Annotated in this window: 12 protein-coding genes; 6 read left to right on the forward strand and 6 right to left on the reverse strand. The window is 44.0% G+C overall.

Features of this window, described 5'->3' with window-relative positions:
* Positions 1-248: 248 nt before the first annotated feature.
* The 3 genes from LOSG293_RS00830 to LOSG293_RS00840 all read left to right on the forward strand — a co-directional run bounded on the left by LOSG293_RS00830 (position 249) and on the right by LOSG293_RS00840 (position 4,299).
* Positions 249-1,763 (forward strand): ATP-binding cassette domain-containing protein, encoded by a 1,515-nt coding sequence (locus LOSG293_RS00830; protein ID WP_034525884.1) that lies wholly within the window; start codon positions 249-251, stop codon positions 1,761-1,763.
* Between the two features lie 283 nt (positions 1,764-2,046).
* On the forward strand, positions 2,047-3,129 hold the full coding sequence (gene serC / locus LOSG293_RS00835; protein ID WP_034525885.1) for a 3-phosphoserine/phosphohydroxythreonine transaminase: 1,083 nt from the start codon (positions 2,047-2,049) through the stop codon (positions 3,127-3,129).
* 3 nt (positions 3,130-3,132) lie between these two features.
* The gene (locus LOSG293_RS00840; protein WP_034525886.1) at positions 3,133-4,299 is read left to right on the forward strand and encodes a phosphoglycerate dehydrogenase; all 1,167 of its coding nucleotides are present in this window, start codon (positions 3,133-3,135) and stop codon (positions 4,297-4,299) included.
* Positions 4,300-4,337: 38 nt separating this feature from the next.
* Here the strand turns inward: LOSG293_RS00840 and LOSG293_RS00845 are convergent, their stop codons facing one another.
* The 4 genes from LOSG293_RS00845 to LOSG293_RS00860 all read right to left on the reverse strand — a co-directional run bounded on the left by LOSG293_RS00845 (position 4,338) and on the right by LOSG293_RS00860 (position 7,820).
* Entirely contained in the window at positions 4,338-5,273 is a 936-nt protein-coding gene (locus LOSG293_RS00845) for a DMT family transporter (RefSeq protein WP_034525889.1), read from the reverse strand.
* 30 nt (positions 5,274-5,303) lie between these two features.
* A complete protein-coding gene (locus tag LOSG293_RS00850; protein WP_034525891.1) occupies positions 5,304-6,089 on the reverse strand; it encodes a matrixin family metalloprotease in 786 nt (261 codons plus the stop codon).
* An 84-nt stretch (positions 6,090-6,173) separates the two neighbouring features.
* Positions 6,174-6,917 carry an alpha/beta hydrolase gene (locus tag LOSG293_RS00855; protein ID WP_051907138.1) on the reverse strand — a complete coding sequence of 248 codons (744 nt, stop codon included), beginning with the start codon at positions 6,915-6,917 and terminating at the stop codon, positions 6,174-6,176.
* 66 nt (positions 6,918-6,983) lie between these two features.
* The gene (locus tag LOSG293_RS00860; protein WP_235786776.1) at positions 6,984-7,820 is read right to left on the reverse strand and encodes a helix-turn-helix transcriptional regulator; all 837 of its coding nucleotides are present in this window, start codon (positions 7,818-7,820) and stop codon (positions 6,984-6,986) included.
* Positions 7,821-8,034: 214 nt separating this feature from the next.
* Here LOSG293_RS00860 and LOSG293_RS00865 point away from each other — a divergent pair, with 214 nt between their 5' ends.
* Together LOSG293_RS00865 and LOSG293_RS00870 are read left to right on the forward strand one after the other, a co-directional pair.
* Positions 8,035-8,493, forward strand: a complete 459-nt coding sequence (locus LOSG293_RS00865; protein ID WP_034525893.1) for an effector binding domain-containing protein — start codon at positions 8,035-8,037, stop codon at positions 8,491-8,493.
* 193 nt (positions 8,494-8,686) lie between these two features.
* Positions 8,687-9,709: an IS30 family transposase gene (locus LOSG293_RS00870; protein ID WP_034525894.1), complete on the forward strand. Its 1,023-nt coding sequence runs from the start codon at positions 8,687-8,689 to the stop codon at positions 9,707-9,709.
* Between the two features lie 83 nt (positions 9,710-9,792).
* Here LOSG293_RS00870 and LOSG293_RS00875 read toward each other — a convergent pair whose 3' ends face one another.
* Entirely contained in the window at positions 9,793-11,049 is a 1,257-nt protein-coding gene (locus LOSG293_RS00875) for a metal-dependent hydrolase family protein (protein ID WP_034525902.1), read from the reverse strand.
* A gap of 517 nt (positions 11,050-11,566) precedes the next feature.
* Here LOSG293_RS00875 and LOSG293_RS00880 point away from each other — a divergent pair.
* A complete protein-coding gene (locus LOSG293_RS00880) occupies positions 11,567-12,493 on the forward strand; it encodes a GH25 family lysozyme (protein WP_051907139.1) in 927 nt (308 codons plus the stop codon).
* A gap of 111 nt (positions 12,494-12,604) precedes the next feature.
* On the opposite strand, the gene lpdD is transcribed toward LOSG293_RS00880, so the two are convergent.
* The gene (gene lpdD, locus LOSG293_RS00885; RefSeq protein ID WP_051907140.1) at positions 12,605-12,964 is read right to left on the reverse strand and encodes a prenylated flavin chaperone LpdD; all 360 of its coding nucleotides are present in this window, start codon (positions 12,962-12,964) and stop codon (positions 12,605-12,607) included.
* Positions 12,965-13,029: the final 65 nt, after the last annotated feature.

Below are 13,029 nucleotides of genomic sequence, written 5' to 3' on the forward strand. Positions count from 1 at the left end.
GTAATCACTCCCTATATTGGTTGGAATTAGCTACTACCATTGTAAGTGATTGCTTTGGGCTTTTTAATTTCTGTTCGGATTAATTATAGAATTTGCCAGCTAAAGTCACCTCACACTTTTTAGGGGTGAACTGGATCTTGTTGGGACTGAGTAATGGCGTGCAGGCTTAATCCATAAAGCTAGCACACTTTTTGCAGTGTGCTTTTTTGCTACCCAAAATTAATTGGTCCCTGAAAGGGGACAATCATATGACTCAAATTAAACTTAAAAACTTAACTAAAACAGTGGCCGGTCAGCCACTCTTTGAAGCACCGGAGCTTACCGCCAGTGGCAACGAAATCGTTGGCATTACTGGAACAAATGGCTCTGGAAAAACTACTCTCCTACGTATCATCGCCGGCCAAGATACCGACTTCAACGGTACTCGAACCGTTCAAGGCTCCCTCATCCTGGTCAATCAAGTAAATCCCATCACCGATAAGAGTGGTGGACAAGAAACGATGGCGAAAATTCGGGAAGCAATCAGCACGAACCCAGATATTTTAATGCTTGATGAACCAACGGCTAATCTTGATGAACCCCATCAAGAGTGGTTAATTGATCAACTTCATCGCTATCATGGCCTAATCTTAGTCATCTCCCACGACCATCATTTTCTAACTGAAACGGCAAACAAAATTTGGGCCATCGAAAATCAACTATATACCCAATTTGACGGTAACCTAGAAGTATTTGAACAATACCAGTCAGAGGTAAAGGCTAATCAATTACACGAATACAAGCGCCAAAACCGCAAAGAACACGACCTTAAACTAGCGGTCCAAGCCCGCAAAGAGAAGGCAGCACGAATCCGCCGTGGTAGCAAGAGTATGGGATGCGTCGAATTAGCCAAAACCAAGACCGCACGGGAACAAAATGCCGGTAAGATGGAACGTGGTGCCCGCGCCATGAAGGAACGTGCTCAACGTCAAACGGATGCGACTAAGCCATTTGAACGTTCGGCCATTAAGCTCATGACCACCGATTTCCCCACCTTCTCAGGAAAAACGGTCGTGAACGTCAATCAGTTCGATCTGAAAGCCTTTGGCAAAAAGCTATTGACCAATGCCACCTTTCAAATTAAACCCGGCGAGCGAGTCGCCTTAATTGGCCCCAATGGCTCAGGCAAAACAACACTGATAAACGCCATCTTGACCCACCAACCACACACTCAAATTTCAAATCATGCGGCAGTTGGCTATTTTAATCAAGACATTTCACAGCTTCCTGGCGATTCATCTGTCTGGTCATTTATGCGACGGGCTAGCGTCTTAGACGAAGATCGAACTCGCCAAATCATGGGCGCCTTCGGTCTCAACGCTCGTTTTTATGATCGTCAAATTGAGGAACTCAGCGGTGGCGAAAAAGTTAAACTCCAACTATTGCAAATTCTGTTAGGGAACAGTAATTTCTTGATTTTAGATGAACCGACAAACTTTCTAGATGTCCAGGCATTACAAGCTTTAGCGGATTACCTCAATCAATATCCCGGAACCGTCTTACTGGTTTCTCACGACCAAGATTTTCGCAAGCAAGTTGCCACACGTACTCTGTCGTTTGAAAATCAGAACTTAATCGATCCTGATATGGCGACTGTTCACGCCGCCCCCGCTAGTGACTTACCTTTGCTCAAATTACGCTATGATCAGTTGATGATGGCACCGGACTCCGATACTAAAGAATTACAAAAATTGCGCCAGCAAATTGATGCGCTTGAAAATTAATTTCGATTTTAGAGTTGACTTCGCATTTTGAATTTGTTAAATTCAGGTAAGAAAATGAAAGGAGCATTAGCTATGATTATTTTAATTAACGCCCAATGGAATAATGTCTCCTCCTGGTCTACGGTATCATCTATGTAGACCACGTTTTCGCGTCACAAAAAACGTCCTACGTAGATGATCTTCATTTACGTAGGGCAGACAAACTAGTCTATAAATGGATTAAATCCATGCCCTCGTCGCTTTTGCGGTGGGGGCTTTTTATTTAGAAAAAGGGAGCGATTTTATGTCAGTTTTTAATTTTTCAGCGGGTCCAGCCGTTATGCCAAAACCAGTTATCGAACAAATTCAAAGAGATCTACCTTCTCTCGACAACTCCGGAATGAGTATCTTGGAAATCTCCCACCGTAGCGCCCTTTTCCAGAACATTATCGATGAAGCGGTGGCTGATTTACGCGATTTACTCAATATTCCAGCAAACTACCATATTTGTTTTGCTCAAGGTGGTGGCACTGGCCAATTTGCCGCTGTTCCATTGAATTTAGCGAACAATCGCCGTCATATTGCCCTGTTAGATAGTGGTACTTGGGCAGCCAAAGCCGGTAAAGAAGCAACTCGCCTAGGCTATCAGGTCACAACTCTAGCAACCACCAAAGACGGTAAATACCGTGAGTTACCTCGCTTAAAGCAGGCCATTCCAGCGGATTCGTTTGACTACCTTCATGTGACCACTAATAATACGATTGAAGGCACGGCTTACCACACGGTGCCAGAATCCGAAATTCCCATCGTCGCTGATATGTCTTCTAATTTTCTTGGCGAAAACTATGACATTACCAACTTTGGTCTCGTCTTTGCGGGTGCTCAGAAAAACCTTGGCCCTGCTGGTGTGACGGTGGTCATCGTACGCGAGGATCTTATCCAGACTGCCGAAGCGGTTCCTAGTATTTTTGACTATCAGCTAGCCATCGACAAAGGCTCGATGCTTAATACACCACCAACATTTGCCATCTATGCTGCCGGTTTGGTTCTCAAATGGATTAAAGCAGAGGGAGGGGTCACCGAGATGGCCCGCCGTAATCAAGCTAAATCAGACAAATTATATGACTACCTGGATGAATCTAAGCTTTTTAATGCCCCTGCATTTAAACCGGACCGCTCTTACACTAACGTCGTATTCTCAACCAACAACGACGAGCTTGATGCCGTCTTAGTTAAAGAAGCCACTGCAGCTGGACTCATGAACCTCAAGGGTCACCGCAGTGTCGGCGGCCTAAGAGCTAGCCTTTACAATGCCATGCCAATGGCCGGCGTTGACGCTTTAATTGACTTTCTCTACCAATTCGAACAAACCCATCAGGAGGCCTAAATTATGTATCAAATTAAAACTTACAACGCCATCGCTCAAGAAGGCTTAGACCAATTCACCGCAGACTACCAAATCAACCAGACCGACACTCCTGACGCTTACCTCATTCGGTCCGTGAATCTCCAAAAAGCCGACTTCCCAGAACAGCTGAAAGTAATCGCCCGCTGTGGTGCCGGTTTCAACAATATCCCGCTGACTCGAGTCACTAAGCAAGGTATCGCCGCCTTCAACACACCCGGAAGTAACTCAAACGCTGTGAAAGAACTGGTCATTTCAATGCTCATCGCCAGCTCGCGGAACCTGTTCCAAGCTGCCGCTTATAGCGCGCAAAACGGCGGTGCCGACATTTCGATGCGGACGGAAAAGGAAAAGACCCAATTCAATGGAACCGAATTATTAGGTAAAACCCTTGCTGTCATTGGTGTGGGTCACGTCGGCTCACTAGTAGCGAATGCCGCCAACGCTCTCGGAATGCGTGTCGTCGGCTACGATCCATATCTCTCAGCAGATGCTGCTTGGCGAATTTCAACCAAGATTCAGCGAGCTAACACGTTAGAAGAAGCCATTGCAAACGCCGATTACGTCTCACTTCACGTTCCAAAGAACGAGGAAACGACCGGTATGATCAACGCTACCGTTCTTGCCAAAATGAAACCTAACGCAGTGTTGCTCAACTATGCTCGCGGTGAAATTGTAAACCTCGATGATACATTAGCTGCACTTGATCAGCATCACCTTGGTCAATTCATGACTGACTTCGGCGATGACCGCTTACTCAATCGCGATGATGTGGTCATTACCCCTCACATCGGTGGTTCAACTGGTCAAGCCGAGGCTAATGGGGCCATTCAAGGCGCTCAAACCATTATGGAATACCTCGAAACAGGAAACATCACCAACTCAGTCAACCTACCTAATCTCCAAGTGCCGTTTGAATCACGTTATCGTCTCACTTTGATTCACGAAAACATCCCCAACATGGTTGGCCAAATTGCCACACTACTGGCTAACGCCAACATCAACATTGAAACCATGAGCAATGCCGCTCGCGGTGACGTTGCCTACACCATTATCGATGTCGACCATCTTCAGGAAGTGCAAGAAGCGCAACTCGAAGCTGATTTGAACAAGATTCCGGCAGTCTATCGTACCCGATTGCTGACTAAATAACGAAAAAGGCGAGGACAAAATTTTGCCCTCGCCTTTTACTATTCAATTAGTTCATGATCTAGCGCTCGTCGTCCTCTTTGCAGAATATAAATCGCAAAAATAACGAGTGCAGAGCCAATAATTTCGACAATCGAAACATCGAGGCTCAAGAAAATCACACTTAAAATAAAGGTCATAACTGGTTGCACCGCATCCACAATACTGACCACATCGGATGGCGCAAAATTCAAACTATAGAGTAACAGGCCAAACGGTAAAATCGTTCCAACCACAATCACCGTCATCACTGAAGCAACCAGTGTGCCCGTAATTGGTGGTGTATCTAGCCAGAACGGGTGGTTCAAATTAAATAGGACCCCCGCAATAAACGTTCCCCAGCCAAGCACCAAAATTGGTGAGTGGTGTTCCTCAATCACTGGCCTTGGTAGTACAACATAGAACGCCGCCGTAATCCCAGATCCAATACCCCACAATAGTGAATCGAGCGGAATTGAAAGCTGATGAATATCACCCTTAGTGATTGCCAAGAAAACGCCAAGCATTGAGATAACGAATGCAATTAAATCACTTCGTAACGGACGAATTCCCTTAAATACCAAGCTACCAACCACGATGAATAAGGGACTTAAATACTGCAAAATCGTTGCCGAAGCAGCGTTCCCAGTTTGAACTGAATAGTAAAACGTTAGTAAATTCAGCATTAAACCAAACACCGCATACGCTAATAGCCAGCCAATGGTCCGCCAAGATTTAAAAACATTAAAACTCTTCATCCCATACTTGAATAAACTAAAAATCAACAAAATGGCGCCTGCCCCAATTGTCCGCGTTGACAGCAACCATCCTGCTGGAATTGCTTGACCCTGTGCAATAAATTGTAAAACCGTTCCTGAAATTCCCCAAAGCGTTGACGCAATGGCTGCCCAGAAAATACCCTTAACAACGTTTACACCGGGCAGATTATTCTCACTCATAAACTCATCCTTACTAATATAATTCAATTATTAATGCAGTAAATCATACATCTTGATACCGGCCTTTGCACGCGCCAAGTCATTCTTGGTAATTAAATTGACGTTTAATCGGCCGTGATATACATCATCAAACTGGTAAATATCACCGTATCCAACGCCCTTGTACATCAAATTATGCGAATTCTTGGAATGCTTCATCCCTAAGGCATGTCCCATTTCGTGGTCCAGAATTCGGCTAAACTCCACAATCCGCGCCGAGCCAGCTAATTCCGTATCAATCATGGTATTCGCCTGATCAATCGGTAGTTCCTGATACGAGCTATTCAGATAGTTATGCTTCATGAGCTTCGTAATGTCTAATAATTCTCCGTTAAAATAGGGCTTTGAAACATTGATGTGGCGTGATTTCGATATCCACCAAGCCACTCCTGATGGCGTCGCTGTAGACGGTGGCGTTGTAAACTTCAATGTTATTGTATGCTTTTTGGCGGTACCTTGATAAAACACTTCGCGGCCCAATTTAGCATTCCAATCACTGATTGCGCGGTTCAGACTGAGGTTCATAGCGGTAGAATGGGTAGCATCGTAAATAGCAATCCGATTCGTCTTGGTAAACCCAGTCTGGTAGCCATAGCTAAGATTATACGATTTAGCAATTTTGGCCTTATATTTTTTAGCTGCTTTTTTGGTGTGAATCTTGGTCACAGAAAGAAAGCTCGGCGTCGTCTTGGCAAAGACCGGTTCGGAGACACCCGCAAACAATAACATCATTATTGCCATAATCGTGCTAAGTTTTAAGATCCGATGCCTCTTCATGACAAGTTCCCCCTCTACCAAACGCCATCTAAGTATACTCAACTTAATTTATAGTTAGCATGAAATTTCCATTAAACTTTATGGTTAACCCAATTTTGCCAGAAATGCCAAGACGTCCTGGGTCAGTTCATGCCGATACTTACTATACGTAATCACGTGTGGTGCACCCTCGTATTGCTTAAGGGTCACCGATGTGGTTGCCTGAAGTGTCTCCGCCAGTTTTTCATTTACCTTTGGATCAATCAGTTCATCTGCGGTTCCTTCCGCAATGAAAACGGGTTGCTTAATACTAGCTAAATCATCACGAACACCATCTGCATAAGCGCTAATCGCATCCTGTTGGGTCGTAATATGCTCACGCATCCAGTTAACCCGTTTTACAATTTCTGATTCTAGTAATTTCTGGCGTTTCAACCAGCGTTCGGATCGAGCCACAAATGTTCTGTTTACCTGTGTCTTATCAGTTGGAAACAGCGGCGAACTAATCGTGCCCCCACCACTAATTTCAGGAAAGATTTCCATTAATTTTAACGCGAAAATGCCACCCAAAGATTCGCCGAATACGGTAATTTGCTGGTAACCGTTTTGCTGTAGCTGTTGATAAGCCGTCATGGCATCTTGCCACCAGATTGCCGGATTACCTGCCGTAATAACATCTTCAGGATCTTCCGTTCCGTGGCCAGAAAATAGTGGTGCAAAAACGGTATACCCCGCCTCATGTAAATCTTCACCAAAGGCATGCACATCGATTGGACTGCTTGAAAAAGTATGGAGCAGCAATACCGCTTTGTCGCCACCCTTAAAATAAAATGTTTCTGGTGCAATCACTATTATTCATCCTCCGATCCGGTTTCTCTCTTTACCCAAATTTTACCACATGATTTCCGAAAGCTGTCAGTCTACTTTAATCTTTTGTAAATATTGCTTCAGCATTTCTCGGGTGCTATCCGGCAACGTTTCAATTTCAACATCATCGCCTAAAAATAGTAGCCACTTAATTGCTTCTTCAACCTGATTTTGATCATCAGTATCAAGATAACCTTGAATGATTGCACTCGTTTGAAATGGTGAAGTGTAATTCAGCATGAGTTGAAATGGATGGTACTTTTTAAATTGGCTGATTGCGCGATACCCTAGTCTCAGCTTAAAATTCTCTAGTTGTTGTTTAGGGTGAATCAGCGATTCTACTTTCTTTTGCGACCATCTTACCTTGGGTTCGAACGTGGTCACCGCTGTAATTTCATCTACCGATATAATTTGTTGTGCTTGCTGCTCATAATTAATAACCGCCACAAACCAGCTTCCACGTTCTTGATAGAGCTGATAAATGTAAGTTAAATAAGCTGTTTGTGCCGTTGAAATTCGAAGATATGAATCCAGCAACGCCTCATTCACTAATTTTTCCAGAATGGGACTCGCCTGATCGACCAAATCCAAAATATTAGGATTACGATGATTTGTACTGGGAAACCGAATTAATTCGTTCAATCGTACCAATTCATCTTGCTGATTTGGCGATAGCAAACCCAACAATTTCTCCGTAATGGTTTGCCGACTTTTCAAATAGGGAAGTTGCCGATTCCGCGTTGCAATGAATGCGGTAAATAACGCTTTAATTTCACTGTTCGAAAAGCGAATAGCCGGTAATAGTGAGTTTGGCATTACAGCATAGCCACCATCGCGACCAACTTCGGAAACCAATGGCATCCCATTTTGCTCGATTTCGCGCACATCTCGCAAAGCTGTGGCTCTGGAAATCTCAAATTAAGCCATGAGTTCCGAAATAGTGAAATGCGCTCGATTGTTGATATAGCGCATCATCGTGTTAATTCGTTCGACCTTATTCATGTGGTCCTCCTAAATAGTGTCAATTTTTGATACTATTACAAGTTATTATAACGATGTTGAAAAAAAGAAAAGCTGAATTGCTTAAGGAGGATTTATCATGTCAAACTATCAAATTACCGATCAATCAGGTTTCACAATCGCCAGTGTGGGGGTTGAACTAAAGAGTGACTACACCGACTACGCCGGCATCATGCAAGAAAAGGATGCTTTTACCAACACCGTTAAATCAAACGGCAGCCTTGAAAAATTGCAAACCGCTTCAAAAAATGGCGAACTCTACCTTATCAATGAAGCTTACGATAACAAGATGATGTACTACTTCGGCGTTGAAGCGGATCAGGCACTTCCCGATGTGACTCGTAACGTTGAATTTCCCGATGGTAAGTATGTCGTTATCGAAGGTAGCGCAAACGAATTAACGGGCGCAATGTTTGGTCAAGTCCTCAATGAAGTCTCTGATTACGCCTACGTTGGTGGCCCTAACGCCGTGGTCGTCACAGAACAGGGTGCAGACCAAGTTAGTGGCAAAATGATTGTCCCAGTGGTCGCTAAATAATAACGTTTACGTGTATACGCAAAAGAACCAGTAGCTCATCTAGGCCACTGGTTCTTTTTTTATGTGTAAATGGTGCTTTTAAATTATGTGGCCGGATTTAAAATTGAAGTGCAACACCTAAATGACTAGACCAAAAAGGCCATGAAGACCTATTCTTATAGTTACCACAACAAATAAGAAAAGAGATGTCTTCATGACCCTTAACCAGAATACCATGATTAGTCATTACCAACAACTTCAACCTTATGAACGTGGCTTGATCATGGCTCGTAAATCTGAGGGTTGGTCTTGCCGTCAGATTGCGCGTGAACTTCATCGGAGTCCAAGTACCATCAGTCGGGAATTAAAGCACGGTACAATTCGTCAAATTGGCCCTAATCACAAGCCCTTTGAAGCTTACTTTGCAGAGACTGCTCAAACTATTCATGCAAATCATCAAGCTAATTCTCATGCCGTTAGCTGGCTGGTCAAGGCACCTGTGTTCTTCCAACAACTGGTCATTGAACTTCGTCGCAAACCTAGAGTCCACAGTATTGATAGCTTTGTGCATTGGTTCAAACTGAACCATCAAGAACTAGCTTGTCCGTCAACACAAACTGTCTACAGATACATTGATAATGGCCTTTTAGAACTAACTAATAGTGAACTACCCATGAAGCTACGTCGACGGGTGAGATCTGTTCGTAAAGCTCATCAGCGTATGAATAAACGTACCTTAGGCAAGTCTATTGAAGAACGACCATTTGGAGCCAATAACCGAACTGAAATCGGCCATTGGGAAGGTGATCTAGTTAAAGGCAAACGAGTTGCCAGTGAACCCGCTATTATGACCTTGACTGAACGTGTTAGTCGTTATGAAATCATCGTTAAGATTACGGACTATCACGCCGACACTTGTCGACAAGCCCTGCAAGATGTTATCGATGACTATGGTCCAGAATACTTTAAGACAGTTACTTTTGACAACGGTTCAGAGTTTGCGGATTTATCAAAGGTAGCCGGCACGACAGTCTACTTTGCCCATCCATATTCACCATGGGAACGTGGTACTAATGAGAACCAGAACCAACTGATCCGCGAGTTCATTCCTAAGGGACATTCAATGAGAGCCTTGACCTTAACAGGGATTCAAGCAATCCAAAACGCTCTGAACCAAAGACCACGAAAGGTTCTCAACTATCAATCGGCAATGGCAGTTCTGCCAGACTTCGATTAACTAGACCAATAACTAAGAATAGGTCGAAAGTGTTGCACTTGATTTGACAATTCGGGGCTTTTAAATTATGTGTTTAATTGCCACTATCTACCTGCTTCAGCAATTGGTTCCGCTTGCCGGGCTTCAATCGTTTGAACGTTTGCCGCGTGAACGCGTTTACCGTGCTGATAAACATCCTTATCCCTTTGAATTACACTAATATCATCAATTGGATTCTCTGCCATAACAATGAAGTCCGCGAACTTCCCTGCTTCAATACTGCCGTATTCGGCACCAACTTGCATAACCTCTGCACAGATAATCGTAGCGGATTCAATCGCTTGAGCTGGGGTCATATGGGCTTTTTCAACTTCAAGTTGAAGTTCATATGCACTCTCAGTAGTAAAGCCATTATATGGCGTTCCAGCATCCGTTCCCATGGCAATCGGAATTCCCGCTTTGGCAGCTTTTTCGATTGATTTAAAATGCTTCTCTATGTTCACAATAACCTTTTGGCGGGCCCAATCAGGAACGGTACCTTCACCGAATTCGTAAATACCATACATCGCGTTTAACGTTGGCACCACTGCCGTTCCGTGCTGCTTCATCATTTTAATCGTTTCATCGTCAATATCGAAGCCGTGTTCGATTGTGTCGACACCCGCTTCAACGGCCTCTTTAATGCCCGTATTACCTTGGGCATGAGCCGCAACCGTGTAGCCCTTGTGGTGTGCCTCAATCACGCCGGCACGAACCTCGTCAAAGGTGAGCTGAATGTCATCTGGTGTTTCGCCGTTCTTAAGAACGCCTCCCGTTACCATCATTTTAATATTCTTAGCCCCATTCTTCATGGCTGTTCGAACCGTTTTCCGCATCTCATCAACGCCATCAACCTCATAACCGCCATCTGACCCGTGCCCACCGGTCATTGAAATGGCTTGTCCGGACGTTTTAATTCTTGGCCCCTCAATAAAGCCATTCTTACGCATTTGCTCAACGGCAATATCAACATCGAACTGCGCGCCGACGTTTCGAATGTAAGTAACACCATTGTTAATGAGATCCCGCATGTTATGAATGGCATACATGGTGGCCACTTCCGGTGTGGTACCGTGGCGCTCATCCACCCGATCAGCAAATTCTCTTGGTACCGATGTGATATGGGTATGGGCGTTCATAATGCCTGGCATGATGAATTGATGATGAACATCTACAATTTGGTCTGCAATCTTGTTTGGGGTCCCCTTACCCACTTGCGTAATTTTGCCGGTTTCGTCCTCTACTTCAAACCAGGCGTCCTGGATAAAGTCGTGTTGGTGGTGACTGTAAATGTTGGCATTTTTGTAAATCGTTGTTGGCATATAAAAACTTCCCTTCTAAATTTAATAACGGACCGTCAGATTCTTGCTGCTGTAACGCTAACTGGGATTTCACTGCCACCACCTCCTTTAAGGTCAAAAAAACGTCCCCAGTAATCGAAATTACTAAGGACGCTTTCACGCGGTACCACCCTAATTACTGACAGGTAACTGTCAGTCTCTCACGCACGGCACATAGCGATGCGTTCAGTCGATATCGGGACTTCCGGATTTTTTTATCAGCTCGCATCAGCTTTTAATGATAAGTCATGGCGTCTTTCCACTCGTCGACGCTCCCTTGGCATGGCTTGTCATTTCATCCCTGATGCTTCGTTGCTTTTCTAATTTATTTTTAATAAAACACATTGTAATCTCATTTAATTTGAAATGCAACCCCTTATTTTAATCTAGATGACAATGACGACACACAATTGTTAGTCGCCTGTAATTCCATTGTTTTACCTTTGTTTCATTTACGGGTTACACTAGGGTTATTAAACTACATAGGGGGACTCACTTCATGAAGAAACATAATCTGTTAAAGCGGCTCGCGGCGGCTGCGTTTGTTGGTTTGAGTGTGCTAACACTTAGCACGGTTAGCGCCGATGCTGCAAAAACTAAAATTGCTGATGTGTCACAGTGGCAAGGATCAATCAACTGGTCAAAGGCTTCTAAGGAACTCAAAATGGTTATCATCCGGGTTAAGCATGGTAACCCTGGCGACGCTGACTACTCACTTGATTCAAAACGAACAGTCAACGCTAACGGTGCTTACAAATACGGCATCCCATTTGGTCAATATAACTTTGCTGAATTTGACAGCGTTGCTGATGCTCAAAAGGATGCCAAACAATTTTACCAATTAGCCGACAAGCGAGCTAAGTTCTACGTTTTAGATAACGAAAAGCGGAAATCTGGCGTTAAGGGTAAGGAACAAACTTACGTTAACGCTTGGTTGAAGACGATGCGTTCATTAACGGATAAGAAGATTATTTATTACTCATACCAAAACTTCGTTCATGTTCACAACATCAACGCTTCCAGCTTCGACGGCACTTGGATTGCGAACTACTCAGCTAAGCCAAACGTCACAACTGACTTATGGCAATACACCAGGTATGGCAGAGTTTCTGGAATCAGTGGTAACGTCGACTTAAACAAAGTCGTTGATTCTAGTGCCGTTAATAGCTGGTACACCAATGGGAACACGACCACGACCAGCAACTATTACACTTCTGTCACGGCAGGTCAGACTGTCAAAGCAAAGCGTGCCTTCTACGAGTACTCAAGTGCTAACTACACTAAGAGTAAGCGAGTTGCTAAGATCAAAGCCGGTAAATCATTCAAGGTTAAGGCTATCGTGAAATCATCCAATGGCACACCAAGAATCCAATTATCAAACGGTAACTACATTACTGCAAACAAAACTTACGTGACAGTTAAGTAAGTTTCCATTTAAAAACACCCGCAGATTTTCGTAATCTACGGGTGTTTTTTCAAATAATTATTTGGGAGACTCGTCATCGCTGTAGTATTTAGGGGCACTTACCTCAAAGGTTTACTGGCTGAGCCACTCAGCGATTCGTTCGCCAAGTTCATCACCCATCGGTGCCGCAGCCGCAATCTGCTTCTTAGTAATACCATCTACATGAATACCTGCTGTAATTGTCGCACTATCAGGCAGTACCGCCTGAATTTTTTTGGCAATTCGCGCTGATACAAAATCATCCTTATGGCGACAGCCATCATGACTAGGGAAGCGAACCGTTTCAGGTCCCTCATCTTTGGTCATTGTGGTGACGTCTCCGATATGCGGATGATCACCACCCGTTACAATAATCAAGACATCGCGACCAATTGGCGTCACGTCAGCTTCAATCGAATAATCCTCTTGTGTAACTGTCGTTTTAAAATTCACTATTTTCACCTGATTTATTTTGGTTTACCACGTAATGATACGTTGCATTTCCCAAATCATCAAAT

This window comes from Secundilactobacillus oryzae JCM 18671, from assembly GCF_000740055.1.
Lineage (GTDB): Bacteria > Bacillota > Bacilli > Lactobacillales > Lactobacillaceae > Secundilactobacillus > Secundilactobacillus oryzae.

Coding starts and splice junctions, on each gene's coding strand:
- LOSG293_RS00845 (WP_034525889.1), bottom strand. CDS start 5,273: ATGAGTGAGAATAATCTGCCCGGTGTAAACGTTGTTAAGGGTATTTTC.
- serC (WP_034525885.1), top strand. CDS start 2,047: ATGTCAGTTTTTAATTTTTCAGCGGGTCCAGCCGTTATGCCAAAACCA.
- LOSG293_RS00830 (WP_034525884.1), top strand. CDS start 249: ATGACTCAAATTAAACTTAAAAACTTAACTAAAACAGTGGCCGGTCAG.
- LOSG293_RS00870 (WP_034525894.1), top strand. CDS start 8,687: ATGACCCTTAACCAGAATACCATGATTAGTCATTACCAACAACTTCAA.
- LOSG293_RS00850 (WP_034525891.1), bottom strand. CDS start 6,089: ATGAAGAGGCATCGGATCTTAAAACTTAGCACGATTATGGCAATAATG.
- LOSG293_RS00875 (WP_034525902.1), bottom strand. CDS start 11,049: ATGCCAACAACGATTTACAAAAATGCCAACATTTACAGTCACCACCAA.
- LOSG293_RS00865 (WP_034525893.1), top strand. CDS start 8,035: ATGTCAAACTATCAAATTACCGATCAATCAGGTTTCACAATCGCCAGT.
- LOSG293_RS00880 (WP_051907139.1), top strand. CDS start 11,567: ATGAAGAAACATAATCTGTTAAAGCGGCTCGCGGCGGCTGCGTTTGTT.
- LOSG293_RS00840 (WP_034525886.1), top strand. CDS start 3,133: ATGTATCAAATTAAAACTTACAACGCCATCGCTCAAGAAGGCTTAGAC.